The sequence below is a fragment of the Pseudonocardia kunmingensis genome (genome assembly GCF_006716445.1).
Classification (GTDB): domain Bacteria; phylum Actinomycetota; class Actinomycetes; order Mycobacteriales; family Pseudonocardiaceae; genus Pseudonocardia; species Pseudonocardia kunmingensis.
This window is the reverse complement of the sequence record NZ_VFPA01000001.1, coordinates 1,742,769-1,767,235: the sequence shown is the minus strand read 5'-3', so window position 1 is coordinate 1,767,235 and position 24,467 is coordinate 1,742,769. Positions and strand designations below refer to the sequence as shown.

General features: G+C 75.8%; 28 protein-coding genes. 15 read left to right on the top strand and 13 right to left on the bottom strand.

The features are described 5' to 3' along the window. Positions 1-90: 90 nt before the first annotated feature. Genes FB558_RS08360 through FB558_RS08350 form a run of 3 tightly spaced genes read right to left on the bottom strand, consistent with a single transcriptional unit; the run spans position 91 to position 3,709 of the window. On the bottom strand, positions 91-1,248 hold the full coding sequence (locus FB558_RS08360) for a DUF418 domain-containing protein (RefSeq protein ID WP_211366211.1): 1,158 nt from the start codon (positions 1,246-1,248) through the stop codon (positions 91-93). After that, the gene (locus FB558_RS08355; RefSeq protein ID WP_142049927.1) at positions 1,245-2,954 is read right to left on the bottom strand and encodes a hypothetical protein; all 1,710 of its coding nucleotides are present in this window, start codon (positions 2,952-2,954) and stop codon (positions 1,245-1,247) included. The genes FB558_RS08360 and FB558_RS08355 overlap by 4 nt, the downstream gene beginning before the upstream one ends. Continuing rightward, entirely contained in the window at positions 2,939-3,709 is a 771-nt protein-coding gene (locus FB558_RS08350; RefSeq protein WP_142049924.1) for an ABC transporter ATP-binding protein, read from the bottom strand. Before FB558_RS08350 ends, FB558_RS08355 begins: the two co-directional genes overlap by 16 nt. A 129-nt stretch (positions 3,710-3,838) precedes the next feature. Between FB558_RS08350 and FB558_RS08345 the strand changes: the two genes are divergently transcribed. Together FB558_RS08345 and FB558_RS08340 are read left to right on the top strand one after the other, a co-directional pair. Further along, entirely contained in the window at positions 3,839-5,122 is a 1,284-nt protein-coding gene (locus FB558_RS08345; RefSeq protein ID WP_246106316.1) for a sensor histidine kinase, read from the top strand. Continuing rightward, on the top strand, positions 5,119-5,775 hold the full coding sequence (locus tag FB558_RS08340) for a response regulator transcription factor (RefSeq protein ID WP_246106315.1): 657 nt from the start codon (positions 5,119-5,121) through the stop codon (positions 5,773-5,775). The genes FB558_RS08345 and FB558_RS08340 overlap by 4 nt, the downstream gene beginning before the upstream one ends. A gap of 9 nt (positions 5,776-5,784) precedes the next feature. Here the strand turns inward: FB558_RS08340 and FB558_RS08335 are convergent, their stop codons facing one another. Further along, positions 5,785-6,114, bottom strand: a complete 330-nt coding sequence (locus tag FB558_RS08335; RefSeq protein ID WP_142049918.1) for a hypothetical protein — start codon at positions 6,112-6,114, stop codon at positions 5,785-5,787. Positions 6,115-6,260: 146 nt separating this feature from the next. Here FB558_RS08335 and FB558_RS08330 point away from each other — a divergent pair, with 146 nt between their 5' ends. The 4 genes from FB558_RS08330 to FB558_RS08315 all read left to right on the top strand — a co-directional run bounded on the left by FB558_RS08330 (position 6,261) and on the right by FB558_RS08315 (position 9,807). Beyond that, complete coding sequence (locus FB558_RS08330) at positions 6,261-7,214, top strand: class I SAM-dependent methyltransferase (protein WP_142049916.1); 954 nt, start codon at positions 6,261-6,263, stop codon at positions 7,212-7,214. A 43-nt stretch (positions 7,215-7,257) separates the two neighbouring features. Further along, positions 7,258-8,403 carry a MacS family sensor histidine kinase gene (gene macS, locus FB558_RS08325; protein ID WP_246106314.1) on the top strand — a complete coding sequence of 382 codons (1,146 nt, stop codon included), beginning with the start codon at positions 7,258-7,260 and terminating at the stop codon, positions 8,401-8,403. Positions 8,404-8,420: 17 nt separating this feature from the next. Continuing rightward, positions 8,421-9,056, top strand: coding sequence for a response regulator (locus tag FB558_RS08320; RefSeq protein WP_142053874.1), 636 nt, complete (start codon positions 8,421-8,423; stop codon positions 9,054-9,056). A gap of 97 nt (positions 9,057-9,153) precedes the next feature. Continuing rightward, the gene (locus FB558_RS08315; RefSeq protein ID WP_246106313.1) at positions 9,154-9,807 is read left to right on the top strand and encodes a response regulator transcription factor; all 654 of its coding nucleotides are present in this window, start codon (positions 9,154-9,156) and stop codon (positions 9,805-9,807) included. Positions 9,808-9,894: 87 nt separating this feature from the next. Here FB558_RS08315 and FB558_RS08310 read toward each other — a convergent pair whose 3' ends face one another. From FB558_RS08310 to FB558_RS08300, 3 genes are read right to left on the bottom strand one after another with little or no spacing between them, the layout of a single operon-like run. Continuing rightward, a complete protein-coding gene (locus tag FB558_RS08310) occupies positions 9,895-10,824 on the bottom strand; it encodes a nucleoside hydrolase (RefSeq protein ID WP_142049913.1) in 930 nt (309 codons plus the stop codon). Next, positions 10,821-11,657: a ribokinase gene (locus tag FB558_RS08305; protein ID WP_142049910.1), complete on the bottom strand. Its 837-nt coding sequence runs from the start codon at positions 11,655-11,657 to the stop codon at positions 10,821-10,823. Before FB558_RS08305 ends, FB558_RS08310 begins: the two co-directional genes overlap by 4 nt. 20 nt (positions 11,658-11,677) lie before the next feature. Continuing rightward, positions 11,678-11,881, bottom strand: coding sequence for a hypothetical protein (locus FB558_RS08300; RefSeq protein WP_142049907.1), 204 nt, complete (start codon positions 11,879-11,881; stop codon positions 11,678-11,680). A 54-nt stretch (positions 11,882-11,935) separates the two neighbouring features. Here FB558_RS08300 and FB558_RS08295 point away from each other — a divergent pair, with 54 nt between their 5' ends. Together FB558_RS08295 and FB558_RS43155 are read left to right on the top strand one after the other, a co-directional pair. Further along, positions 11,936-12,661 carry an acyltransferase gene (locus FB558_RS08295; RefSeq protein WP_142049904.1) on the top strand — a complete coding sequence of 242 codons (726 nt, stop codon included), beginning with the start codon at positions 11,936-11,938 and terminating at the stop codon, positions 12,659-12,661. Between the two features lie 97 nt (positions 12,662-12,758). Continuing rightward, positions 12,759-12,917 carry a hypothetical protein gene (locus FB558_RS43155; RefSeq protein ID WP_170231235.1) on the top strand — a complete coding sequence of 53 codons (159 nt, stop codon included), beginning with the start codon at positions 12,759-12,761 and terminating at the stop codon, positions 12,915-12,917. 16 nt (positions 12,918-12,933) lie between these two features. Here the strand turns inward: FB558_RS43155 and FB558_RS08290 are convergent, their stop codons facing one another. The 3 genes from FB558_RS08290 to FB558_RS08280 all read right to left on the bottom strand — a co-directional run bounded on the left by FB558_RS08290 (position 12,934) and on the right by FB558_RS08280 (position 16,705). Continuing rightward, positions 12,934-14,184 carry a glycosyltransferase family 4 protein gene (locus tag FB558_RS08290; protein WP_142049901.1) on the bottom strand — a complete coding sequence of 417 codons (1,251 nt, stop codon included), beginning with the start codon at positions 14,182-14,184 and terminating at the stop codon, positions 12,934-12,936. A gap of 281 nt (positions 14,185-14,465) precedes the next feature. Beyond that, on the bottom strand, positions 14,466-15,953 hold the full coding sequence (locus tag FB558_RS08285; protein WP_142049898.1) for a 1,4-alpha-glucan branching protein domain-containing protein: 1,488 nt from the start codon (positions 15,951-15,953) through the stop codon (positions 14,466-14,468). Further along, positions 15,950-16,705, bottom strand: coding sequence for a class I SAM-dependent methyltransferase (locus FB558_RS08280; protein ID WP_142049895.1), 756 nt, complete (start codon positions 16,703-16,705; stop codon positions 15,950-15,952). The genes FB558_RS08285 and FB558_RS08280 overlap by 4 nt, the downstream gene beginning before the upstream one ends. Before the next feature lie 122 nt (positions 16,706-16,827). Between FB558_RS08280 and FB558_RS08275 the strand changes: the two genes are divergently transcribed. Next, positions 16,828-17,481 carry a class I SAM-dependent methyltransferase gene (locus FB558_RS08275; RefSeq protein ID WP_142049892.1) on the top strand — a complete coding sequence of 218 codons (654 nt, stop codon included), beginning with the start codon at positions 16,828-16,830 and terminating at the stop codon, positions 17,479-17,481. Positions 17,482-17,487: 6 nt separating this feature from the next. On the opposite strand, the gene FB558_RS08270 is transcribed toward FB558_RS08275, so the two are convergent. Beyond that, entirely contained in the window at positions 17,488-17,796 is a 309-nt protein-coding gene (locus FB558_RS08270) for a hypothetical protein (RefSeq protein ID WP_142049889.1), read from the bottom strand. An 86-nt stretch (positions 17,797-17,882) separates the two neighbouring features. Continuing rightward, the gene (locus FB558_RS43150; RefSeq protein ID WP_170231234.1) at positions 17,883-18,023 is read right to left on the bottom strand and encodes a hypothetical protein; all 141 of its coding nucleotides are present in this window, start codon (positions 18,021-18,023) and stop codon (positions 17,883-17,885) included. 230 nt (positions 18,024-18,253) lie between these two features. On the opposite strand from FB558_RS43150, the gene FB558_RS08265 reads away from it, so the two are divergent. The 3 genes from FB558_RS08265 to FB558_RS08255 all read left to right on the top strand — a co-directional run bounded on the left by FB558_RS08265 (position 18,254) and on the right by FB558_RS08255 (position 21,047). Then, positions 18,254-19,036 carry an electron transfer flavoprotein subunit beta/FixA family protein gene (locus FB558_RS08265; RefSeq protein ID WP_142049886.1) on the top strand — a complete coding sequence of 261 codons (783 nt, stop codon included), beginning with the start codon at positions 18,254-18,256 and terminating at the stop codon, positions 19,034-19,036. 32 nt (positions 19,037-19,068) lie between these two features. After that, positions 19,069-20,016 carry an electron transfer flavoprotein subunit alpha/FixB family protein gene (locus tag FB558_RS08260; RefSeq protein WP_142049883.1) on the top strand — a complete coding sequence of 316 codons (948 nt, stop codon included), beginning with the start codon at positions 19,069-19,071 and terminating at the stop codon, positions 20,014-20,016. A 257-nt stretch (positions 20,017-20,273) separates the two neighbouring features. Further along, positions 20,274-21,047, top strand: a complete 774-nt coding sequence (locus tag FB558_RS08255) for a GNAT family N-acetyltransferase (protein ID WP_142049880.1) — start codon at positions 20,274-20,276, stop codon at positions 21,045-21,047. A gap of 88 nt (positions 21,048-21,135) precedes the next feature. On the opposite strand, the gene FB558_RS44400 is transcribed toward FB558_RS08255, so the two are convergent. Continuing rightward, the gene (locus FB558_RS44400) at positions 21,136-21,303 is read right to left on the bottom strand and encodes a hypothetical protein (protein WP_246106312.1); all 168 of its coding nucleotides are present in this window, start codon (positions 21,301-21,303) and stop codon (positions 21,136-21,138) included. Here FB558_RS44400 and FB558_RS08250 point away from each other — a divergent pair. From FB558_RS08250 to mnmA, 3 genes are all read left to right on the top strand, one after another. After that, positions 21,290-22,003, top strand: coding sequence for a lysophospholipid acyltransferase family protein (locus FB558_RS08250; protein WP_246106311.1), 714 nt, complete (start codon positions 21,290-21,292; stop codon positions 22,001-22,003). The two genes, FB558_RS44400 and FB558_RS08250, sit on opposite strands and share 14 nt — an antisense overlap. 79 nt (positions 22,004-22,082) lie before the next feature. Next, positions 22,083-23,297, top strand: a complete 1,215-nt coding sequence (locus tag FB558_RS08245) for a cysteine desulfurase family protein (protein WP_142049874.1) — start codon at positions 22,083-22,085, stop codon at positions 23,295-23,297. Then, positions 23,294-24,370, top strand: a complete 1,077-nt coding sequence (gene mnmA / locus FB558_RS08240) for a tRNA 2-thiouridine(34) synthase MnmA (RefSeq protein WP_142049871.1) — start codon at positions 23,294-23,296, stop codon at positions 24,368-24,370. Before FB558_RS08245 ends, mnmA begins: the two co-directional genes overlap by 4 nt. The last annotated feature ends 97 nt before the right edge of the window (positions 24,371-24,467 follow it).

Below are 24,467 nucleotides of genomic sequence, written 5' to 3'. Positions count from 1 at the left end.
GCCACCACTTCGCACACCGGGTGGTCACTCAGCACACGGCGGGCGGTGTGCGACGTGGGGGCTGGGTGTGCGAAGTCGGGCGGCGGCGGGTCAGGCGGCGTCGCGCCGGTAGACCAGGCGGCGCATCAGCGCGTCCGCGGGGCCAGGGCGGCCCGTCCGGGCGAGCCAGGCCGCCAGTGCCACCGCCAGCAGCCAGACCCCGAGCGCGACCGTGAGCGCCCCGACGCTGTCGACGTGCGCGCCGAGGCCGAGCAGGCCGGTGTGCAGGACCAGCGCGACCAGGACCGAGTCGAACAGGTAGAACGTCAGCGACCGCTGTCCGACCGCGGCGACGGCCCGGGTCAACGGGCCGGGCCGGTCCTCGAGCCGCAGCGCCAGCAGGGCGAACGCCGCCGCGTACCCGGCGCCGCCGCAGACGCCGGTGAGGACCTGCAGCGCCAGCAGCAACCCGGTTGGCACCACACCGAGCGCCACCGCACCCGCCCCGATCAGCGCCGCGGGCAGCGCTCCGAGCAGGGACACCGCGATGCCGCCCACCGCGATCCGGCGCAGCAGCGGCCGGTGGGCGCGCGGGTCGTCGAGCAGCCCGCGCCGCCCGGCCGCGAACCCGAGCACGACCAGCAGGAACAGCGGGTATGCCAGGGCGATGAGCAGCGGGCTGAAGATCACTCCGGCGAGTCGCGTCGTCCAGTCCGCCGCCGAGGAGTACCCGGGAAGGGCGAACTGGGCGGCGGGCCCGGCGGCCCACATGCCCGTCATCGCGAGCCCGACCGTCACCACGTACCCGAGGGCGAGCAGCACCAGGGCCTTGCGGATCGTGCGGTCGGGGCGGAAGAGCAACCACCCGACCACGAGGCCGGCCAGCCCGTAGGAGGTGAGGATCTCGCCGGGAAACACCAGGAGCGCGTGCACCGCCCCGAAGGCGATCAACAGCAGGCTGCGGCGGCGCAGCAACCTGCGGATCTCGCCCTCGGCCGCCCCGGCCCGGCGCTGACGGGCGACCATCCACGCGAGGCCGTAGCCGTAGAGGATCGCGAACATCGGGAACGCGCGGTTGTCCAGCACGAGCACCGTGACGAACCGGGCGACCGTGTCGGGAACCCCGAGTCCCTCGGGGCGCACCTCGCCGAAGCCGACGCCCGCGTACACGCCGGCGTAGGCCATGGCGATCAGCAGCAGCATCACCCCCCGGGCGAGGTCGGGGGCCAGCTTGCGGGTGGTGGTCGGGCCGGTCACGGCGCCGGTCATCGCACGGTCTCCTCTGCTCGGTCGGCCTTGCGGCCCTTTGCCGCCGCTGCGGCCTCCAGTGCGGTCTTCTCCGCCTGCGCGGAGAGCCGGTCGAGCAACCCGCTGCCGTGGCCGGCCATCACCGTGCCGGGGTAGCGCAGCCGCGCGAACGTCTCGGGCAGGTGGGTGCCCAGCCGGCGCGCGGCGACGGCGCCGCCCACCCAGGCCACGGCCGCCGCGTTGGCGACCGCGACCGCGAGCGTCGCGGCGGGCCACCAGGCGGGCAGCCCGCCCGCGAACGCGAGCGGGGCGGCCAGCGCGGCCGTCGGCAGGATCGCCAGCGTGGTCGCGTAGAAGGCGACCATGATCGCGAAGGTGTTCTCCCCCGCATCGTTGGCGGTGATCCGCCGGTGCGGGTCGACGCCCGGCGTCGCGCCCACGACGGACATCAGGACGGCGATCCCGCTGCCCGAGCCGAGGGTCGCCACGAGCACCGCGGCGATCGGGACCGCGTAGGCGTACACCCCGGTCAGGGCCATCATGAGCGCCGACAACGCGGCGGCGGGCATGCCGAGCACCACCACGAGACCGAGCTGGCGCCCCCTGATGTCGGCCCGCACGGCCGCCGGCCGCTCGGACACCACGAGCTGCCACAGCGCCGTGCCGTCCTGGCCGTAGAGGTTCGCCCCGCTCAGCGCGGCCATGAGCGCCACGGCGATCCCGGCGAGCCCGGCGATCTCCGGCCGTCCGGCGATCGCGCCGTACGCGGCGAGGAACAGGCCGAACCAGATCGCCGAGCGCACCTCCAGGCTCCGCCACGGGTCGCGCCACCAGGTGCGCACCTCCTTCCCGACGACGGCGCCGAGCGGGCTCGCCGGGAGCAGCCGCCCGCGGGTGAGCACCCGACTCCCCAGCGGGCGGCTCCGGCGGCGGGCGGTGCGGTTCCCGACGTGGGGCGTGAGCAGCGCGACGGCCGACAGCACCGTCAGCGCCGCGGCGAGCACCAGCGCGCCGAGCAGACCGAGCGCCCGCGGGTAGTGGCCCGCGGCCACGGCCTCCACCGCGCGCACCGGCCACCCGACGGGGGACCACGCCAGCACCGCGCTCGCCGGGGAGCCGGCCAGGCCGTCGCGCAGGAACACCGGCACGGCGCCCACCAGCGGAGAGACGATCATCCACCCGGTGAACATGGTCGCGATGAGCAGCCCGTACTGGACGGCTGCGATCTCGACGCCCATGCGGGTGCGCATCGCCGCGCCCAGCAGCGCGTAGACGGTCCGGGAGAGCGCCACGAGCAACACCAGCAGCGCCGCGGCCCCGACGATCGCGGTGCCGACCGCCGCGACGAGCGCCGGACCGCTCGCGACGAGCAGCGCGTGGCCGACCAGCGCGAGCACCGCCGCCGCGGTGACCGCGGCACCGACCCCGACGAACACGGACGCGAGCAGCCCGAGGCCCAGCGTCCGCCGGGGCAGCGGCAGCAGCGTGAAGTACTCGGGGCGCAGCATCGCCGCGCCCGAGGTGAGGATCGGCCCGACCAGCCAGCCGACGAGCCACCCCGCGAGCACGAGCGTCATCACGTCGGCGCGCCCGTCCGGCCCGGCGACGAGCACGGCCGCCCACGTCGCGGCCGCGGCGGCGAGGCCGAGGACGAGCCCGAGCACCCGCTTCCAGCTCAGCGTGTGCCGCTGGATCGCGAGCTTCAGCCGGATCAGGTCCCCAACCACTGCAGCTCCTCGTGCCCGACCTCGCGCTCCCCGACGAGCCGCACGAACGCCTCCTCGAGCGACGTGGCGCCGCGCACCTCGGCGAGCGTCCCGTCGGCGAGCACCCGGCCGCCCGCGATCACGGCCACCCGGTCGCAGAGGTCCTCGACCAGCGACATCACGTGCGACGAGATCACCACCGACCCCCCGGCGGTGACGAACCGGCGCAGGATCCCGCGCAGCACCCGGGCCGACACCGGGTCGACGGCCTCGAACGGCTCGTCGAGCACCAGCACCTTCGGCGCGTGCAGCAGCGCGGTGGCCAGCCCGATCTTCTTGCGCATCCCGGTCGAGTACTCGATCACGAGCACGCCGCGGGCCTCGGCCTCGTCGAGCTCGAGGACGCGCATCAGCTCCGCGGCCCGGGAGCGCACGACGTCCGCTCCCAGGCCGCGCAGCAGCCCCCAGTAGGTGAGCAGCTCACCCCCCGTGAGCCGCTCGGGGAGGGCGAGCCCGTCGGGCAGCACGCCGAGCAGCGCCTTGGCCCTCGTCGGTGCGGCCCACACGTCGATCCCGTGGACCGCCGCGGTGCCCGAGTCCGGCCGCAGGAGCCCGACCGCCATCGCGAGCGAGGTGGTCTTGCCGGCGCCGTTCGGGCCCACGAGCCCGGTGAGCGACCCGACCGGGACGGTCAGGCTCACGTGGTCGGCGGCCGTCTTCCCCGAGAACGTCTTGGTGAGCCCGTCCAGGTGCAGGGCCGCGGTGTCGGTGGGCACGGAGCCAGGCTCCCGCGGCGGGGCGGGCGTCCGCTGCGGCCGTCGGGACCGCGTCGTCGGCCGATCGGCCAGTTCCGCGACCCCGATCGTGGCCACATGGCCAGATGTCCGTTCCGTACCCTTCGCAGCATGGCCGAGACGGCGGCGCCTGCCTCGCCGCGGGTGGACCGCTGGATGCTGCCGGGCGCCCTGGCCGACGCCGTCGACCCGGCCGCCGGTCCCGGCTCCCGCCGCACACCCCGGGACTGGGCCGTCGACATCACGTTGTTCCTGGTCGCGGTGACGGTCGCGGTGGTCGAGCTGGTCACCGTGGTCGTTCCCGATGCGTTCGGGCTGCCCCTGTGGCTGCGGATCGTCGACCTGGTTCTCGGCGGGCTGCTGTGCCTGTCGCTGTGGTGGCGCAGGCGGTTCCCGGTGGCGCTCGGCATCGCCGCGGCGTTCGTGGCCGCCGTGTCGAACACGGCGTTCGCGGCGCTGGCGATCCTGCTGTTCTCGGTGGCCCTGCACCGGGGCTGGGTCGTCGCGGTGCCGATCGCGGCGGCGCAGGCGCTGCTCGCCGTGCCCTACATGGTCACGTACTTCCCGGCGTCGTTCGGGCCGCCGCTGCTCTGGATCCTCGTCATCCTGCTCGGTGCGGCCCTGCTGGTGGCCGCCGGGCTCGGCGTGCGGGCGCGGCGGCAGCTGGTGGTCGCGCTGCGGCTGCGGGCCGACGCCGAGCGGCGGGAGCACGCCCGCGAGCTGGAGGAGAGCCGCCGCGGCGAGCGGCAACGCATCGCCCGTGAGATGCACGACGTGCTGGCGCACCGCATCTCGCTGCTCTCGGTGCACGCGGGCGCCCTGGAGTACCGCACGAGCATGGCGGAGGACGGCTCGGCCGCGCCGCCGACGGCCGCCGAGGTGCGCAGCGCCGTGCGCGTGGTTCGCGCCAACGCGGCCCAGGCGCTCGAGGAGCTGCGCGAGGTGCTCGACCTGCTGCGGCAGCCGGGAGCGGAAGGCGACCGGGAGACCGCGCGCGGGGGGCCGCAGCCGAGCGCCGAGCGCCTCCCGGAGCTGGTCGAGGAGGCGCGCCGGAGCGGGCAGCAGGTGCGCGCCGAGATCGGGCCGGGCGTCACCGAGCTCCGTCCGCAGCTGCAGCGCACGGTCTACCGGATCGTGCAGGAAGGGCTCACCAACGCCCGCAAGCACGCGCCCGGCGCGGCGGTCGACGTGCTCGTCCGCGGCGGCCCCGACGGCGAGGTGCTGGTGGAGGTGGCGAACGGGGTGCCGATCGGGGTCACCACCAGCGAGATCCCGGGGGCGGGAACGGGCCTGACCGGCCTGGCCGAGCGCGTCGCCCTGCACGGCGGCGAGCTCACCCGTGACGTGTGCAACGGGCGGTTCCGGCTGCGGGTCCGGATACCGTGCGTCCCGTGATCCGGGTGCTCGTGGTGGACGACGACCCGCTGGTGCGCGCGGGCCTCGGGCTCATGCTCGGCGGCGCACCGGGGATCGAGGTGGTCGGGGAAGCGGACGACGGGGCCGACGTCGTCGACGCCGTCGGCCGGCTCGCGCCGCACGTCGTGCTGATGGACGTGCGGATGCCCGTCCTCGACGGCGTCGCGGCCACCGCCGCGCTCGCCCGGCACGGGGACGGGCCGGCCGTCGTCATGCTGACGACGTTCGACGCCGACGAGACCGTGCTCGCCGCGCTGCGTGCGGGCGCGGCCGGGTTCCTGCTCAAGCACACCCCGCCCGAGCAGATCGTGGACGCGGTGCGCCGCGCGGCGGCGGGCGACCCGGTGCTGTCGCCTGCCGTCACCCGCAGCGTGATCGCGATGGCCGCCCGCAACCACCGGGACGACTCCGACCCCGGCCCCGCCGCCCGCGCACGCATGGGCCTGCTCACGGAGCGCGAGCGCGAGGTCGCGCTCGCCGTGTCGGAGGGGTTGAGCAACGCGGAGATCGGCGAGCGGCTGCACCTGTCCACGTCGAGCATCAAGGCGACGATCTCCAGCGCGCTGGCCAGGCTCGATCTCACCAACCGGATCCAGCTGGCGATCCTCGCCCACGAGTCCCGCCGCGGCTGAGCCGCCGGGTCAGGAGCCCAGCAGCGCCGGCGCGACCTCGACGACGCGGACCACGGCGAGCACGAGCAGCAGCGCGCAGACGGCGGCGGCCAGCGCGAGCAGCACGCGCACCGGGCCGCGGGCCGGCTGCCAGAGCGTGGCCACCAGGGCGAGCGGGATCACGAGCGCGAAGCCGCCGAGCAGCAGGACGAGCAGCGTGAGCAGCCCGCCGCCGCCGATGGCCGCGCTCCCCGTGATCAGCCCCGCCGCGATCGCGATCGACACCCCGATGACGCCCGCGTGCCCCGCGGTCGGGGTGGGTGTGTCGCTGGACCCGTACGCCCCGGGAGGAAGTGCCATGGTCAGCGCGCCCATCGGGGAAGCAGTCCGGCCGGCGCGACGTCGACGGCGAACGGCTCGTAGACGGCTCCGCCGCAGGGGGGCATCGTGATCGTGGGCGCCTCGGTCATCGTCGCCAAGAGTAGCGCCGGATAGGGTTCCTACCCATGAGTACGGCGGATCCGGCCCCGAACCCGCACGCCACGGCCGAGCAGGTGGCGGCGGCGCGGCACGACCGGAAGCTGGCCAACGTGCTCTACCACGACTGGGAGGCCGGCACCTACGACGAGAAGTGGTCGATCTCCTACGACGAGCGCTGCATCCGCTACGCCGCCGACCGCTTCCGGCTCGCGGCCGGCGAGGCGGGGTGGCCGTACGGGCGGGCGCTGGAGCTGGGCAGCGGCACCGGGTTCTTCCTGCTCAACCTCATGCAGGCGGGCGTGGCGAGTACCGGCTCGGTCACCGACCTCTCGCCCGGCATGGTGCAGGCCGCCCTGCGCAACGCGGAGCACCTCGGCCTGGACGTGGACGGCCGGGTGGCCGACGCCGAGCGCATCCCCTACGACGACGACACGTTCGACCTCGTCGTCGGGCACGCGGTCCTGCACCACATCCCGGACGTCGAGCTCGCGCTGCGGGAGGTGCTGCGGGTGCTGCGGCCCGGTGGGCGGTTCGTGTTCGCCGGGGAGCCCACGAAGATCGGCGACTTCTACGCCCGCCGGCTCGGTGCGCTCACCTGGAGGGCCGTCACCACCGTCACGAAGCTGCCGCCCCTGCAGGGCTGGCGGCGCCCGCAGGAGGAGCTGGACTCCTCGTCCCGGGCCGCGGCGCTGGAGGCCGTCGTCGACATCCACGTGTTCGACCCGGCCGCGCTGGAGGCCACCGCGCGCCGGGCCGGCGGCCGGGACGTCCGCGTCGCCACCGAGGAGCTCACCGCCGCGATGCTCGGCTGGCCGGTGCGGACGTTCGAGGCCGCCGTGCCGCCCGGGAAGCTCGGGCTCGGCTGGGCGATGTTCGCCTACCGGTCGTGGCAGCGGCTGTCCTGGCTGGACGCGAACGTGCTGGCCCGCGTCGTGCCCCGGGGCTGGTTCTACAACGCGCTCGTGACCGGGACCAAGTAGTCCTGCGGAGGGAGCGGCCGCCCGGACCCGGGACACTGCCTGCGTGACCCTCCCCGGCGCCGACGTCGAGCACCCGCTCGAACCACTGTGGCGGGGGATGCTCGTCTACCGGGTGCTCACGCTGCTCAGCTCGGCGGCGGGCGTGCTGCTCTCCCTCGACGCGTACGCCTCGGGTGCCGGCGCCGTCGGCGTGCTCGTCGTGATGGCCGCCTGGACGGCCGGCTCGGGGTACGTCTACCTGCGGCGCCCGGCGGCCGCGGACGAGCGGCGCGGGCGGCTGGCCGTCCTCGACGTCGTGGTGACGGTCGCGGTCATGGCCAGCACACCGCTGGTGCAGACCCCGGCGCAGCTGGCCGCCGACGCGCCCGTGATGGGGTCGATCTGGACCTCCGGGGCCGTGCTGGCCTGCGCGATCGCCTTCGGCGTCCCCGGCGGGATCGTGGGAGCGGCCGCGGTCTCGGCCGCGCTCGTGGGGTTCCAGGCCGAGCTCGCGGCCGAGCTGCCCGACATGCAGCTGCTCGCCCTCGCCGGGCTGACGATCGGGTTCGCCTCCACCGTGCTGCGCCGCTCCGCGGAACGGGTGCGCCGCGCGGTCGCGTCCGAGGCGGCGATGGCCGAGCGGGAGCGGCTGGCGCGCGCGGTGCACGACGGCGTGCTGCAGGTGCTCGGCTACGTGCGCCGCCGGGGCGCGGAGCTGGGCGGGTCCGCCGGGCAGCTGGGGACGCTCGCGGGGGAGCAGGAGGTCGCCCTGCGCACCCTGCTCACCACCGGGTCGGCGCCCGTCGACGGGAACGGGCGCCGCGACCTCGCCGCCGCGCTGCGCGTGCTCGCCTCGGCGCGGGTGACGGTGTCGACGCCCGCGCACCCCGTCGAGCTGCCTGCGCACACGGTCGACGAGCTGGTGGCGGTCGTCGGCGCCGCGCTGGCGAACGTCGCGCTGCACGTCGGCGCCGACGCGCCCGCCTGGGTGCTGCTCGAGGACGTCGGCGGCCGCGTGGAGATCAGCGTGCGGGACGAGGGACCGGGGATCCCGGCGGGCCGGCTCGAGGCCGCGGAGGCGGAGGGCCGCCTGGGGGTGGCCCGGTCGATGCGCGGCCGCGTGCGGGACCTGGGTGGCACGATCACCTGCGACACCGGGCCGGACCGCGGCACCGAGTGGATCATCGAGTTGGCGGAGGACCGGGCGTGACGGAACCGATCACGGTGATGGTCGTCGACGACCACCCGATCTGGCGCGAGGGCGTGGCCCGCGACCTCACCGAACGCGGGCTCGACGTGGTGGCCACGGCGCCGGACGCCGACGCCGCGGTGCGGATCGCGAAGGCCGTCCGGCCGCAGGTGGTCCTGATGGACCTCAACCTCGGTGGGACGTCCGGGGTGCAGGCGATCGAGGGGATCCTCGACGCACTGCCCGCGACCCGGATCCTCGTGCTGTCCGCGAGTGGCGAGCACGCCGACGTCCTGGAGGCGGTGAAGGCCGGCGCGGCCGGGTACCTCGTGAAGTCCGCGAGCGCGGAGGAGCTGCTCACCGCCGTGCAGCGCACCGCGGACGGCTTCCCGGTGTTCACGCCCGGCCTGGCAGGCCTCGTGCTGGGGGAGTACCGCCGGCTCGCGGGGGAGGAGCCGCGCTCCGGGCCGGCCGTCCCGGCGCTGACCGACCGCGAGACCGACGTCCTGCGCCTCGTGGCGAAGGGGCTCACCGCGCGCCAGATCGGCGAGCGCCTCGGCGTCTCGCACCGCACCGTCGAGACGCACGTCCAGAGCACCCTGCGCAAGCTGCAGTTGCACAACCGCGTCCAGCTCGCCCGGTACGCGATCGAGCAGGGCATCGTCGACGAGTGAACTACTCCGCGTGAGCACCTGGGCCGTACGGGTGGTCACCGTCGAACCGGATCCGCGCCGTGTCCCTCTTTGGGAGGATCCGGAGCATGATCGCTCGGTGGGTGGCTCCGGTCGGATGAACGTGCGGGGCGTTCCGGTCACGGCCGTGCTGGTCACGGCGGCGCAGGCGGTCCCGCACGTGGCGGCGGTGCTGGCCCGCGGGGGCGTCGACCTGCTGGCCACCGTCGGGCCGGACGAGGCCGAGGAGCTGGTGGCGCGGCGCCGCCCGCACGTCGCCGTGGTCGAGCTGGACGGCGGCGAGGCGCCGCTCGAGGCCGTCGCGACCCTCTCCGCCGCCGCGCCGCACGTCCCGGTGGTCACGCTGTCCGGCCGTCCCGACCACGCGGTCGCCCTCGCCGCGGTGCGCGCCGGGGCCACCAGCCACCTCGCGGGCCCGGTCGCCCCCGCCGACCTGGGCGACGCCGTGCGCCGCACGTCCGCGGGCGAGGTGGTGTTCAGCCCCGGCCTCGCCGACGTCCTCCTCGAGGAGTTCGGCCGCCCGGCCGGCCGGGAGGAACCCCGGCCGCTCACCGAGCGCGAGGCCGACGTGGTGCGGCTCGTGGTCGAGGGCCTCACCGCCCGCCAGATCGCCTCCCGCCTGGTCCTCTCCCCGCGCACGGTGGAGAACCACGTGCAGAACGTCCTGCGCAAGCTGCACCTGCACAGCAGGGCGGCGCTGGTCCGTTACGCGATAGAACGCGGCCTGGCCTGAAACGCCCACCCATCCCGCACCTTGGAGCCGTACTGCTGTTTCCTGCCGCTCAGAACAGCAAGATGGCTCCAAGGTGTGGGTCGGGAGTCAGCCCAGGCGCTGGAGTCGCTTCAGGATCTCCGCCAGCACCTCGCCGGTGTCGGCGTCCAGCGCCACCTGCACGTCCGGACCGGAGCCGGATGGCATCGCGACCGTGGCGCCGCGGGCCGGTCCCAGGTCGCAGGCCACCTCGACCGGCAGCGCGGTGGTGCGCAGCGTGCCCGGCAGCACGGCCTCCAGCACCGCGACGGCGTCGTGCACGGCCACGGCGTCCATGCCGTAGCGGGCGCGGTACGCGGCCCGGTAGTGCGCGATCACCTGCGCCAGCTCGCCGCAGCGGCTGCCGGCACCGGCCAGCGCGTCGAGCCAGTCGGGGCCGGCGGGGCAGCGCAGCGTGAGGTCCAGCGGCACCATCGTGACCGGCACGTCGGCCTGGGTGAGCACCCGGTGCGCGGCCTCCGGGTCGCAGTGCGCGTTGAACTCGGCCGCGCCAGTGTTGCCGGCGCCGAGGGAGCCGCCCATCCAGACGATGCGCGCGATCTTCGACGTCAGGTCGGGGTGCACCGCGAGCAGGAGCGCGACGTTCGTCAGCGGTCCGATCGGCACGAGGGTCACCGGTTCCGCGGACGCGCGCAGCGCTGCGGCCATCGTCTCGACGGCGCCGCGGGCGTCGGGTTCCACAGCGGGCACGGGGAGCGCGGAGGCGCGCCCGCCGAGGCCGTCACCGCCGTGCCACTGCTGCGCGCGCTCGCGCTGCGGGTGCACCAGCGGCCGCGCGGCGCCGGCTGCGACCGGGACGTCGGCGCGGTCGCAGAGCGCGAGGATCCGGCCCGCGTTCGCCGTGGTCGACTCCAGCGCGACGTTGCCGAACACCGTGGTGACCGCCCGCACCTCGACCTCCGGCGAGGCCAGCGCCAGCATGATCGCGACGGCGTCGTCGACGCCCGGATCGGTGTCGATCACGATCGGCGTGCTCACAGGACCGCCTCCAGCTCGGCGGCCGTGGGCAGCGAGGGCTGCGCGCCCGCGCGGGTCACGGCCAGCGCGCCTGCCGCGCAGGCCCGGTGCAGCGCGTCGGCGTCCGACGCGCCGTCGAGCAGCGCGACGGCGAGCGCCGCGGTGAACGTGTCGCCCGCCGCGGTGCCGTCCACGACGCGGACGGGCGGGGGTGCGGCGCGCGCCACCTCGCGGCCGCCGCGGCGCAGCACGGCGCCCTGCGCGCCGTGGGTGACGGCCACCGCGCCCGCGGCGTCGAGCCCGTCGATCGCGGTGTACTCGCCGGCGTTGACCACCACGAGGTCGACGCGGCGCAGCAGGTCCGGGTCGAGCGCCCGGGCAGGCGCGGCGTTGAGCACGACCATCCCGGTGGCGTGCCGGGCGGCATCGGCCACGGTGGCATCGGGGATCTCCAGGACGGTGAGAACGGCGTCCGCGCCGCGCACGTCCTCGGCGGAGACGGACAGCGTGTCGTTCGACCCCCCGACCACGACGATGGTCGTCTCACCCGCGTCGTCCACCGTGATCAGGGCGTGCCCGGTGGGCCGGTCGGGATCGCGGCGCAGCCGGTCGAGCCGCACGCCGTCGCGCGCCAGGAGGGCGAGGGCCTCGTCCGCGGCCGGGTCGTCACCGACCGCGGCGACCATCGTGACGTCCGCGCCGAGCCGGCGGGCGGCGAGCGCCTGGTTGGCGCCCTTGCCGCCGGGCACGCGGCGCAGGCCGCCCGCGGCGATCGTCTCGCCGGGGGCGGGCAGCCGGGGCACCCGGGCCACGAGGTCGAGGTTGACGCTGCCGACCACCGCGATCCGGGACACGCGACGACCCTATCGAGCGGTCACTCCGAGCGCGTGGGCTCGCTGTCGTCGTCCGGGCTGGGGGTGTCCGTCGTGCCGCCGGTCGGGCCGCGCGGCGCGTCGATGCCGTCGGCGTCGTCGGGCTCCGGGTCGGCGGCGCGGTAGACCCGCTCGTCGCCGGGAGCGGCCCGGGTCGGGTGCTCCACCCGGCGGGAGACGACGCGGTCCTCCTGATCGCTGCTCACGGCGGGGACCTACCCACCGCCGCGTCGGCGCGAAACGGTCATAGGGTCCTGGGCATGTCCCGCTGGTGGCGTCGCCGCGATCCGCGCCAGGCCCGCTTCCTCACGATCGCGTCGCTGCGCTGGATCGTGCGCCACCGCGCGGTCACCCCCTGGTACCTGGTGCGGTACTGGCGGCTGCTGCGCTTCCGGCTGGCCAACCCGCACGTCGTGCTGCGGGGGATGGTGTTCCTGGGCAAGCGCGTCGAGGTCGAGGCCCGCCGCGGGTACGGGCGCCTCGAGATCGGGCGCTGGGTGCACATCGGAGACGGCACCGCGATCCGTTGCCACGAGGGGTCGACGCGCATCGGCGACAAGGTCGTCTTCGGTCGCCACAACACCGTGAACTGCTATCTCGACGTCGAGATCGGGGCCGCCACGCTCGTCGCCGACTGGGTGTACGTCACCGACTTCGACCACCGGACCGACGACGTGCACGCGCCGATCAAGGACCAGGGCATCGTGAAGTCGCCGGTGCGGATCGGGCCGGACTGCTGGCTCGGGGTCAAGGTGTCGGTGCTGCGCGGCTCCCGGATCGGCCGCGGAGCGGTCCTCGGGGCGCACGCCGTCGTCCGTGGTGACGTGCCGGAGTACACGATCGCGGTAGGAGCACCCGCCCGGGCGGTGCGCGACCGGAAGGCCGATCACGAAGCGTCCGCAGCGCAGCGGGCCGCGCTCGCCGACATCACCCGGAAGACGGATGCGGCCGTAGTGACGAGGTTAACGAAGTCTGAATCGATGTGACCTCGCACAACCCATTCGGGGCGCGGAAACAAAGCGGGAGTCCCGTCCGTTGGTCATGGTGGAAGGACACCCCGTTCCGAGAGGAAGCGCCCCCACCATGAAGGACGCCACCGTCCGTCGTCTCCAGGCCCTCGAAGAGGAGTACGCCTTCGAGGTCAACGCGGCGGTCGGCGAGGACCGCGACGACCTCGTCGCCGCACTCGTCGACGAGTACCCGGACGCCGCTCTGCAGATCCTGCGCGGCGACGCCGCCTGAGGAGACCCACCGCCGGCTAGCCGAAGACGTTCCCGGTCGGGATCTTCGGCCGGCCGAGTTCGACCGTGGCACCGCGGGTGGCCCCCGCGTACACCGTGACGGTGTCGGCCGCGATCCGCGCCCAGTCGAACGCGCTCCCCAACCGCTTCCGCGCGGCCCGCGTCCGACGCGCCGCGGCGGCCGGATCGGCCAGCACACCCCCCACGGCCCGCGCCAGTGCCGCCACGTCGCCCGGCGCGAACGACAGCCCCGTCTCCCCGTCCAGCACCACCTCGCCGAGGCCCCCCGCGGTCGAGGCCACCAGCGGCGCGCCCGCCGCGGCCGCCTCCAGCGCGACGATCCCGAACGGCTCGTAGCGGCTCGGCAGCACCACGGCGTCGGCGGCGCGCAGCACGGCGGCGAGGTCGGCGTCGGGCAGGCGTCCCGTGAAGGTCACGCTGCGCAGCACCCGGTGCGCGCGGGCGGCGTCCACCAGCTGGTCGGCCGCGGTCCCGGTGCCGGCGACGAGGAGCCGGGTGCCCGGGTGGGCCCGCCGGATCCGCGGCAGGGCCGCGATCAGGTCCTGCACGCCCTTCTCGTACTCCAGCCGCCCGAAGTACAGCAGCACGGGAGCCTCGCCGGGCGCGTAGCGCTCCCGCACCTCCCGCACGCGCGCCGCGTCCGCCCGCCAGCCGCCCGGGGCGATCCCGTTGTGCCGCACGGCGATCCGCGTGGGGTCGAGGTCGTAGAGCTCGGCCACCTCCGTACGCATCGCGGCGGAGCAGGTGATCAGGGCGTCGGCGCGGTGGGCGAGCCACCACTCGGCGGAGTGCACCTGCCGCGAGAGCGGGGTGGAGAGCCAGCCGGCGTAGCGGCCCGCCTCGGTCGCGTGGATCGTCACGACGAGCGGGACCTCCAGGACGTCGGCGAGCGCGATCGCCGGGTGGGCGACGAGCCAGTCGTGCGCGTGCAGCACGTCCGGTCGCCACGTGCCGAGCCGGGTGAGCGCCGCGCGCAGCATCCCGTGCCCCATCGCGAGCGTCCAGGCGACCATGTCCCGCTCGAACTCCAGGTGCGGCGGGTCCTCGGCCACCCGCAGCACGCGGACCCCGTCGCGCACCTCGTCGGTGGTGGGGTGGGTCTCGGCGTCGCTGCCCGCGGGTTGGCGGGACAGCACGACGACCTCGTGCCCGGCGGCGGCCAGCTCGACGGCGAGCGCGTGCACGTGCCGCCCCAGCCCGCCGACGACGACCGGCGGGTACTCCCAGGAGACCATCAGCACGCGCACGGGAGGAACCTACCGGTCGGTAGGAGCCCGGCGCCGCCGCGTCCGATCGGGAGACTCGCCGCGTCCGATCGGGAGACTCGCCCTGTCTGAACGGGGGACTCGCCGTGTTCGAACGGGAGACTCGCGGGGGAGGCGCCCGGGCCCGGCGAGTCTCCCGTCTGGACAGCGCGAGTCTCCCGTTTCGACCGCGCGAGTCTCCCGTTCCGACCGCGCGAGTCTCCTGTTCCGACCGGGCGAGTCTCCCGTCTGGACGGCGCGGGTCTCGCGTTCCGGCAGGTGTCCTACCGGGGTGCGAGCAGGCGGGCGTCGAGGTGGCCGAAGACGGCGTCGTCACCGTTCCAGCCCGCCACCCGGTGGGCGGCCGCGCGGCGTCGTCCGGCGGCCAGCAGGCGGGCCAGCTCCTCGACGCGGGCCGCGTGCCCGAACGCGCGCTCGCGCGCGTAGCCGGCCGCCGAGTCCTTGGTGACCATGAACGCCCAGTCGCTCGACAGCGCCAGCAGCGCCTCGGTGGCGAGCGCGTCGCGCAGCGGGTCGCGGGTGGGACCCGGCGCCGACGCACCGAGCGCGCACCGCTGCACCCGCTCGTGCAGGGCGACCAGGTCGGCCACCTGCGGGCCCGTCCAGACCCGCCAGTCCTTGCCCGACCCCCACGACGACGGCGGCGGCGCGACCGGCGCACCCACCAGCCCGGCCTCGACGGCGCCGCGCAGCGTCGTCACCCGCACGCCGGCCTCCGGCAGCGTCCGCAACACGGCCTCCAGCCATGCGGGCCCCTCGTGCCACCAGTGCCCGAACAGCTCGGTGTCGAACGCGGCCACCGTGAGCGCGGGGCGGCCGGAGCGCTCGCGCAGCGCGGCGAGCCGGTCGCGGACGACCGCGACGAAGTCCGCGGCGTCGCGGGCGACGGCCGCGGCCGCGCGCTCCGGGTCGTAGGGCCGCTTGTCCTCCGGCGCCACCCGGCGACCGGTGACCCGGGCGGGCTTGAGGCCCGACGGGTGGTCGTAGGTGTGGAAGTCGCGGTAGTCGCGACCGCCGGGGTAGCCCGAGCGCGGCGACCAGACGCGGTAGGTGACGTCGAGGTCCCGGCCGAACGCGAGCACGTCGGTGTCGCCGACCGGCCGCGCGAGCGCGGTGTCGCCGCGCAGCGCGGGCCCGTCGACGAGGAAGCGGCGCACGCCCGCGGCGGCGTACCCGGCCTCCATGCCGGGCGCGTAGGCGCACTCGGGGGCCCAGATCCCGGCCGGCCGCGCGCCGAGCCGGATCGCCGCGTCGGTGAGGCCGGTGTCCAGCGCGAAGGCGCGGACCTCGGGCGTCAGCAGCGGTCCGAACGGGTGCGTCGCCGGGCCGCCGAGCATCTCCAGCGCGCCGGCGTCGGTGAGCCGGCGCAGGAGCGGGGAGGCGCCGTGCCGCCAGTGGCGCTCGAACCGCACGAGCGCGGTGGCGGCCGCCCGGTGCTCGTACGCGGCCAACGCCGGCAACCGGGCCGCGGCCTCGTGCGCGCGCAGCTGCCACCCGCCGAGCCAGTCGTGCATCCCGCGCAGGCAGTGCGGGTCGTCGAGCTGGGCGGCGAGCACCGGGGTGACGCCGAGCGTGAGCAGGTCGCGCCTGCCCTCCGCGGACAGGCGCGCCACCACGTCGAGCACGGGCAGGTAGGCGTGCGCCCAGGACTGGTAGAGCCACTCCTCGCCGACGGGCCAGCGCCCGTGGTGCGCGAGCCACGGCAGGTGGCTGTGCAGGACGAGGCAGAAGGTGCCGACGGGCTCGGTCACGGGCGGGTGGCCAGGGCCAGCAGGTCCAGGCTGGTGTCCACGTCCGCCGCCTGCAGCGCGAAGTCCGCCGCCGCCACCGCGCCCACGTCCGCGAGCAGCGGCGCGGGCCACTCCCCACCGTCGAGGGCGACGGCCACCTGCGCGTCGACGAGCGAGCCGCCGTGCCGGGCGTCCAGCTCGCGCAGGCGGGGGCCGTGGTGCAGACCGTGGACCTCGAGGTCGGCGAACCCGGCGTCCCGGACCAGGGCGGCGAGCTCGGCGCCGGTCAGCTCCCGGGTGTGGAACGGGTTGAGCGGCGTGTCGCGGCCGGGGGAGAACGTGAGCCGGTTCGGCGTGGAGACCACGAGCAGCCCGCCCGGACGCAGGACGCGCAGGCACTCGCGCAGGAACCGCTCCTGCTCCCACAGGTGCTCGATCACCTGCAGGGAGACGACCACGTCGCAGCCGCCGTCGCGGACCGGGAGCCCCACGAGGTCGGCGCGGGCGACGCCGACCCGGGGGTAGCGACGGGCGACGTGCGCGGCGGTGGGCATGTCGAGGTCCAGGGCGAGGACGCGCGCCGCCACCTCCGCGAGCCCGGCGGCGCCGTAGCCCTCCCCGCAGCCGGCCTCGAGCACGCGCGCGCCTGCGCAGCGGTCGCGCACCGCCGCGTACACGGCCTCGTGGCGGCGGAACCAGTAGTTCTCCTCGGGCACGCCGGGGACCGTGCGCTCGCCGGTGAGCGGGAGCGTCCGGGCGGGGGTCTCGGTCATCCGGAACAAGAAACCACGAGACGCGCGCGGGCGAGCACCGGGTCGACCGGGTGGCCACGCGATGGGTTGCCGAGACGGCAAGAACGATTGCCGTTCGGCCGCTGCGGTCGCAGAGTGGCGGTATGGACCACGACGTGACGAACCCGGCGCCCGCGAGCGGCGAGCAGTTCTGGGACGAGTTCTACGCCGCCGAGGAGCGGATCTGGAGCGGCAACGCCAATCCGCTGCTGGTGCAGGAGGTCGAGGCGTTCCCGCCGGGCACGGCCCTCGACCTGGGCTGCGGAGAGGGCGCGGACGCGATCTGGCTGGCCCGCAACGGCTGGCGGGTCACGGCCGTCGACATCGCCGGGGAGGCCCTGCGTCGCGGCGCGGAGCACGCGCGCGAGGCCGGTGTCGCCGACGCCGTGCGCTGGGAGCGCCACGACCTGTCGCGGTCGTTCCCGGACGGCGAGTTCGACCTCGTCTCGGCGCAGTTCCTGCACTCGCCGGTGGCGCGGGAGGGCGAGCGGGACGCGATACTGCGGCGCGCGGCGGCTGCGGTGGCACCGGGCGGGGTCCTGCTGGTCGCGGGCCACGCGGGGTGGCCGTCGTGGGTGTCGGAACCTCCGCAGGACTTCCACTTCCCGACCACGGGCGAGGTGCTCGCCTCGCTCGACCTCGATCCGGGCCGGTGGCGGGTCGAGCGGGAGGAGCTGATCGAGCGGGACGCGACCGACCCCGAGGGTCGGCCCGGGCGCAGGGCCGACAACGTCCTGCGCGTGCGCCGCGCCGGCTGACGGGCGTCAGCCACCTGCCGTGCGCGGGCGCGGCCCGCCCCGGACCGACAGCACGCCGCCGACGTCGTGGGTGAGCCAGGCCAGCACCGTGCTGTCCTCCAACGTGAGCGGGACCCGCGGGCCCTGCCAGCTCAGCAGCGCCGTCGGCCGGTGGGCGAGCGCGTCGCGCAGGAGCGCGGCCAGTTCGGGCGTCGCGCGCACCGACAGCCCGCCGTGGTGGACCTCTTCGCTCGCCGGTGTCCCGTCGGTGGCGTCCGCGCCGGTGCGCAGGACGTAGCCGCAGCCCTGCCGGTCGTCGTAGCCGGTGACGATCAACTCGGCCGTCCTGCCGTCGTGTGGGGCACGTCCCCGACCGTAGCGCCGAGCACGGCTGCGGCTCGCCTGGTGGCGCCGGTGGCCGGTCAGCGGCCCCGCAGGCGCGCGAACAGGCCCCGGGCGCGCTGGCGGTTGCGGGGGTCGGCCGCCATGCGGCGGCCCTGGTCGGTCATCCGCCTGCCCTGGGGGCTGGCGAGGAAGGTGCGGATGCGCTGGAGAAGAGGCATTCGTCGGAATACCCTCGGCCGTGGACCTTCACACGGTCCGCGCCCCGGGTGAGGAGTTTCACCCGCGGGACGTTTGCCGGGCGTCTACCGCCCGGTAACAATTGCCCGAAACGGGCGCCCGCCGGGCCGAGCCGCACCCCCGATGGCATTGTCGGCGGACGGGCGTCGCGCTGAGCGTCCGAGAGACCCACCGCGGCAGGTCCGCACCGGCAGGAGGTCGAAGAGGTCCGATGAACATCGTCGTGCTGGTCAAGCAGGTGCCCGACACCTATTCGGAGCGGAAGCTGAGGTCCGACGGCACGTTGGACCGGGACGCCACCGACGCGGTGCTCGACGAGATCAACGAGCGTGCGGTGGAGGCTGCGCTGCAGCTGAAGGAGGCGCACGACGGCTCCGAGGTGACCGTCCTCACGATGGGGCCGGAGCGGGCCACCGACGCGATCCGCAAGGCGCTGTCGATGGGCGCGGACAAGGCCGTGCACCTGTCGGACGAGGCGCTGGCCGGGTCGTGCGCGGTGCAGACGGCACGTGCGCTGGCCAAGGCGATCGGCACGGTGGAGGGCGTCGACCTCGTGGTGGCCGGCAACGAGGCCTCCGACGGGCGTTCCGCTGCGGTGCCGGCGATGGTGGCCGACGTGCTGGGCCTCCCGGCCCTGACGCACGCGCGGGAGATCACCGTGGACGGCTCGTCGGTCACGGTGAAGCGCGAGACCGACGACGGTGTCACGACCCTGACCGCGGAGCTCCCGGCGGTGGTGAGCGTCGGCGAGAAGATCAACGAGCCGCGGTACCCGTCGTTCAAGGGGATCATGGCGGCGAAGAAGAAGCCGGTGGCGACGATCGGGCTGGCCGACGCCGGCATCGACGCCTCGGAGGTCGGGCTGGCCTCGGCGCTGTCGACCGTGACGTCCTCGCAGCCCAAGCCGCCCAAGAGCGCGGGCGAGAAGGTCGAGGACGAGGGTGACGGCGGCGCGAAGATCGCCGCGTACCTGGTGTCGCAGAAGCTCATCTGAGACGGATCGACGAGAGAGAAGGAGACAGACCCATGGCTGAGGTGCTGGTCCTCGTCGACCACCTCGAGGGTGAGATCAAGAAGAGCACGTACGAGCTGCTGACCGCGGCGCGGGCGCTGGGCGAGCCCTCCGCGGTCGTCGTCGGCCCCGCGGGCACGGCGGGCAAGCTGGCCGACGGGCTCAAGGAGTACGGCGCGGCGAAGATCTACGTGGCGGAGACCGACTCGAGCGAGTTCCTCTCGCCCGAGGTGTCGGTGCTGTCGTCGCTGGTGGAGTCGAAGGACCCGGCGGCGGTGCTGATCGCAGTGTCCGCCGACGGCAAGGAGATCGCCGGCCGGGTGGCCGTGCGCACCGGCTCCGGGCTGCTGGGCGACGTCGTGGCCGTCTCACCGGAGGGCACCACCCACTCGGTGTTCGGTGGCGCGTTCATCGCCGAGGCGAAGTCGAACACGGCGCACCCGGTGATCACGCTGCGGCCGGGTTCGGTGGACGCCGAGCCGGCGCCGGGTGCGGGCGCGGAGGAGGCCGTGGAGGTGGCCGCCGCCGGCGGGCGCTCGGCCACGGTCTCCAGCCGGGAGCCGATCACCGGTGGCGACCGCCCGGAGCTGACCGAGGCGTCCGTGGTGGTGTCCGGTGGCCGCGGCGTGGGCTCGGCCGACGACTTCTCGGTGGTCGAGGCGCTGGCCGACTCGCTCGGCGCGGCCGTCGGCGCGTCGCGCGCTGCGGTGGACTCGGGCTACTACCCGCACCAGTTCCAGGTGGGCCAGACCGGCAAGACGGTCTCCCCGCAGCTGTACATCGCGCTCGGGATCTCCGGCGCGATCCAGCACCGGGCCGGGATGCAGACGTCGAAGACGATCATCGCGGTGAACAAGGACCCGGAGGCGCCGATCTTCGAGATCGCCGACTACGGCGTGGTGGGCGACCTGTTCAAGGTGGCCCCGCAGCTGCAGGAGGAAGTCGCCAAGCGCAAGGGCTGAGCGGAGCTTGCGGAGCGAGCATCGGCGCTGAGCGGAGCTTGCGGAGCGAGCATCGGCGCTGAGCGGAGCTTGCGGAGCGAGCATCTGCGCTGAGCGCCTCCGACGTGCCCCGGGTGGTTCGGCCGCCCGGGGCACGCCCGTGTCCTGGCGCCCCGGTGCGGCTGCGGCGGGTCCGGGCGGCGGAGTTCATCCGTCTGCCACCCGCCGGTCGACGCATCCCGGGCCGGGTGTTGCCTGCGGCCCGTACCAAGACCCGCGTGACCTCGACGCAGGTGCTCGCCCGGACGCCGCAGTCGGCCGCGTCCCACCGCTACTCCCTCCTGCTCACCTCCGATCCCCACGAGGTGCGCGCGGCCCAGCGGCTGCGCCACCGGGTCTTCGCCGATGAGCTCGGCGCCGTCCTGCACTCCCCGGAGCCGGGGGTCGACATCGACCCGTTCGACGCCTTCTGCGACCACCTGCTGGTCCGCGAGGAGGTGAGCGGCGAGATCGTCGGCACCTACCGGATGCTGCCGCCGTCGGGCGCCGCGCGTGCGGGCCGGCTGTACGCCGAGGGCGAGTTCGTGCTGGACGAGCTCGCGCCGCTGCGCCCGTCGATGGTGGAGACGGGGCGTTCGTGCGTGCACCCGGAGCACCGCAACGGGGCCGTCGTCGGGCTGGTGTGGGCCGGGATCGCGCGCTACATGCTGCTCACCGGCCACCGCTGGCTCGTGGGGTGCGCGAGCGTGCCGCTCGCCGACGGCGGGGCGGCCGCGGGTGCCGTCTGGGACCGCGCGCTGGCCCGGCACCTCTCGCCCGAGCCCTACCGGGTGCAGCCGCGGCTGCCGTGGCGCCCGCCCGTGCTGCGCCGGCCCGGCCGCGCCGCGATCCCGCCGTTGCTGCAGGGCTACCTGCGCCTCGGGGCATGGGTCTGCGGGCCGCCCGCGCTGGACCCCGACTTCGACTGCGCGGACTTCCTGGTCCTGCTGGGCCTGGACCACCTCGACGAGCGGTACGCGCGGTTCTTCCTCGGCGGCGCCGGGAACCACTAGTGCCGGCGACCGCACGCGCTCCGCGGCGTCCGGTGCTCCGGGCGCCATCCACGGCCCGCACGTCCGAGGTGCGCGGCCGCCGGCCGGGTCACCGGGGCTCGGGCTCGCCGGGCGCGCACCCGCCCGCCCCCGCGTCCGGCTGGATGCCGGTGTCGCCGTGCGGCCCGGACTGCGTGCCGCCCGCGACCGGGCCGATCGCCTCCGCGCCGGTCGTGGCGGCCCGGCTCTGCGCGTTGGCGGCGGTGCTGCTGGGCACGCTCGTCGGGGTGGCGCTGCTGCCGGGCGCCGCCCGTGCGCGCTGGCTCTGCGGCTGCTACCGCGCGGTGCTGCGCTGCTGCGGCGTCCGGCTGCGGGTGACGGGGGAGCTGGGCGCGGGCGGCGAGCTGCTCGCCGTCAACCACCTGTCCTGGGTCGAGGTGCTCGCGGTCGGGTCGCTGCGGCCGGTGAGCCCGGTGGCGAAGCGCGAGATGGGCGACTGGCCGGTGATCGGCGGCGTCGCGCGGCGGGCAGGTGCGCTGTTCGTGGACCGGGCAGGGCTGCGCGGGCTGCCGGGCACGGTCGCCGCCACGGCCGCCGCCCTGCGCACCGGTGCGGACGTCGCGGTGTTCCCGGAGGGCACCACGTGGTGCGGAGCCGCGGCCGGCCCGTTCCGGCGGGCGGTGTTCCAGGCCGCGATCGACGCCGGCGCGCCGGTGCGGCCGGTGGCCGCCGTCCTGCGCGGGCCGGACGGGGTGCCCGCCCCGGCCGCCGCGTTCGTCGGTGAGCAGACGTTGTGGGACTCGCTGCGGCAGGTGCTGCGGATGCCGACCCTTGACTGCGAGCTGACGGTCCTGCCGGCGCTGCCGCCCGGGGCCGACCGCCGCGAGCTGGCGCGCCGCGCGGGCGAGGCGGTCGCGGCGGTGACCGGCGTGCCGCACGCGGTCCCCCGCCAGTCCCGCACCCCGGCCGCGGCCTGACGGCTCACACCGTGGGTGCACCGCCCGGTGGCCGCGTGCCGGCGGACTATCCTGGCGTCGGACCGACCGAGCCGAGGAGGTGGCCGCCACGAGCGCGATCTACCTCGACCACGCCGCCACCACGCCGATGCTGCCCGAGGCCGTGGCGGTGATGGCGGAGGCACTCAGCCGTACCGGCAACGCGTCGTCGCTGCACACCGCGGGCCGCCGCGCCCGTCGTGACGTCGAGGAGGCGCGCGAGCGGATCGCCGCCGCGGTCGGCGCGCGGCCGTCTGAGGTCGTCCTCACCACCGGCGGCACCGAGAGCGACAACCTGGCCGTGAAGGGCCTGTACTGGTCGCGCCGGGCGGCCGACCCGCGGCGCACCCGGGTGCTGGTGTCGGCCATCGAGCACCACGCCGTGCTGGACGCCGCGCAGTGGCTCGCCGCGCACGAGGGCGCCGAGGTCGAGCTGCTGGAGGTCGACGCCGTCGGCCGCGTCCGCCCGGAGACGTTGCGCGCCGCGCTGGCCCGCGAGCCCGAGCGCGCCGCTCTGGTGTCGGTGATGTGGGCCAACAACGAGGTCGGCACCGTCAACCCGGTGCGCGAGCTCGCGGCCATCGCCCACGAGTTCGACGTGCCGATCCACTCCGACGCCGTGCAGGCGGTCGGGGTGCTGCCGGTCGACTTCGCCGCATCGGGCGTCGACGCGCTCACCCTCACCGGCCACAAGCTCGGCGGCCCGATCGGGGCGGGCGCGCTGCTGCTGGGTCGCGAGGTCGCGCTCACCCCGCTGCTGCACGGCGGCGGGCAGGAGCGCGATGTGCGTTCGGGCACGCTCGACACGCCCGCCGTGGTGGGCCTGGCCACCGCCGTGGAGCTCGCGGTGGCGGACGCGCCGCGCAGGTCCGCCGCGCTGGCCGCACTGCGCGACGACCTGGTCGCGAAGATCGTGGCGGTGGTCCCGGAGGCCACGCTCAACGGCGACCCGGGCTTTGGCGTCGTCGAGGGCGGGCCGTCGCGGCTGCCCGGCAACGCCCACCTGTCCTTCCCCGGCTGCGAGGGCGACAGCCTGCTCATGCTGCTCGACGCGCAGGGCGTGGAGTGCTCCACCGGCTCGGCGTGCACGGCCGGGGTGGCGCAGCCCAGCCACGTGCTGCTCGCGATGGGCGCCGACGACGCCACCGCGCGCGGGTCGCTGCGGTTCTCCCTCGGCCACACCTCCACCGCCGCCGACGTCGACGCGGTGGCTGCCGTGATCGCGCCGGTGGTCGAGCGCGCCCGCCGTGCGGGGCAGGCGGCGTTGGCGCGATGAGGGTCCTCGCCGCGATGAGCGGTGGCGTCGACTCGGCGGTGGCCGCGGCCCGCGCCGTCGACGCCGGGCACGACGTGGTCGGCGTGCACCTGGCCCTGTCCCAGACCCCGGACGCGCTGCGCAGCGGCTCGCGCGGCTGCTGCTCGCGCGAGGACGCGGGCGACGCCCGGCGCGCCGCCGACGTGCTGGGCATCCCGTTCTACGTCTGGGACTTCGCGGCCCGCTTCACCGAGGACGTCGTGGACGACTTCGTCGCCGCCTACGCCGCCGGGCAGACCCCGAACCCGTGCCTGCGCTGCAACGAGAAGATCAAGTTCTCGGCGCTGCTGGAGAAGGCGCTCGCGCTGGGCTTCGACGCGGTCTGCACCGGGCACTACGCGCGGCTGGTCGGCGGCGAGCTGCGCCGGGCGGTCGACGCCGACAAGGACCAGTCCTACGTGCTCGCCGTGCTCACCGCCCGGCAGCTGGCGCACGCGATGTTCCCGATCGGCGACACGCCGAAGCCGGACGTGCGCGCCGAGGCCGCCGAACGCGGGCTGCGCGTCGCCGAGAAGCCCGACAGCCACGACATCTGCTTCATCCCCTCCGGCGACACCCGCGCGTTCCTCGGCAGCAGGCTCGGCGTGCGGCCGGGGGCGGTCGTCGACGACGCCAGCGGCGCCGAGCTCGCCCGCCACGACGGGGTGCACGGGTTCACCGTCGGGCAGCGCAAGGGCCTCGGCGTCGCCGCCCCCGCCGCGGACGGCCGCCCGCGCTACGTGCTCGGCATCGAGCCCGCCACCGGCACGGTGCGCGTGGGCCCGGCCGCGGCGCTCGATGTCCGCACGATCGAGGCCGGTAGGCCGGTGTGGAGCGCGGGGGCCGCGCCCGGTGCCCGGTTCGACTGCGTGGCCCAGGTCCGCGCCCACGGCGGCACCGCGCCTGCCGTCGCCGAACCGGCGCCCGACGGCCTGCGCGTCGAGCTCGCGGAACCGCTGCGCGGCGTCGCGCCGGGCCAGGCCGTGGCCCTCTACCGCCCCGACGCGGCGGGCGACGTGGTGCTGGGCAGCGCCACGATCACCGCGACCGCGTAGCGCCGCGCCCGAGATCGCCGCGAGTCGTACGTGGCTGCTCCCCGGACCGCGCCGAGGTACGGCTCGCGCGGATCACGTCGCCCGGGCAGAGGCGGCG

Bases quoted from the DNA above. Each gene is read 5' to 3' on its own strand.
- FB558_RS08360 (WP_211366211.1), bottom strand. From the start codon at position 1,248: ATGACCGGCGCCGTGACCGGCCCGACCACCACCCGCAAGCTGGCCCCC.
- FB558_RS08345 (WP_246106316.1), top strand. From the start codon at position 3,839: ATGGCCGAGACGGCGGCGCCTGCCTCGCCGCGGGTGGACCGCTGGATG.
- FB558_RS08335 (WP_142049918.1), bottom strand. From the start codon at position 6,114: ATGGCACTTCCTCCCGGGGCGTACGGGTCCAGCGACACACCCACCCCG.
- FB558_RS08330 (WP_142049916.1), top strand. From the start codon at position 6,261: ATGAGTACGGCGGATCCGGCCCCGAACCCGCACGCCACGGCCGAGCAG.
- FB558_RS08320 (WP_142053874.1), top strand. From the start codon at position 8,421: ATGGTCGTCGACGACCACCCGATCTGGCGCGAGGGCGTGGCCCGCGAC.
- FB558_RS08295 (WP_142049904.1), top strand. From the start codon at position 11,936: ATGTCCCGCTGGTGGCGTCGCCGCGATCCGCGCCAGGCCCGCTTCCTC.
- FB558_RS43155 (WP_170231235.1), top strand. From the start codon at position 12,759: ATGAAGGACGCCACCGTCCGTCGTCTCCAGGCCCTCGAAGAGGAGTAC.
- FB558_RS08280 (WP_142049895.1), bottom strand. From the start codon at position 16,705: ATGACCGAGACCCCCGCCCGGACGCTCCCGCTCACCGGCGAGCGCACG.
- FB558_RS08275 (WP_142049892.1), top strand. From the start codon at position 16,828: ATGGACCACGACGTGACGAACCCGGCGCCCGCGAGCGGCGAGCAGTTC.
- FB558_RS43150 (WP_170231234.1), bottom strand. From the start codon at position 18,023: ATGCCTCTTCTCCAGCGCATCCGCACCTTCCTCGCCAGCCCCCAGGGC.
- FB558_RS08265 (WP_142049886.1), top strand. From the start codon at position 18,254: ATGAACATCGTCGTGCTGGTCAAGCAGGTGCCCGACACCTATTCGGAG.
- FB558_RS08260 (WP_142049883.1), top strand. From the start codon at position 19,069: ATGGCTGAGGTGCTGGTCCTCGTCGACCACCTCGAGGGTGAGATCAAG.
- mnmA (WP_142049871.1), top strand. From the start codon at position 23,294: ATGAGGGTCCTCGCCGCGATGAGCGGTGGCGTCGACTCGGCGGTGGCC.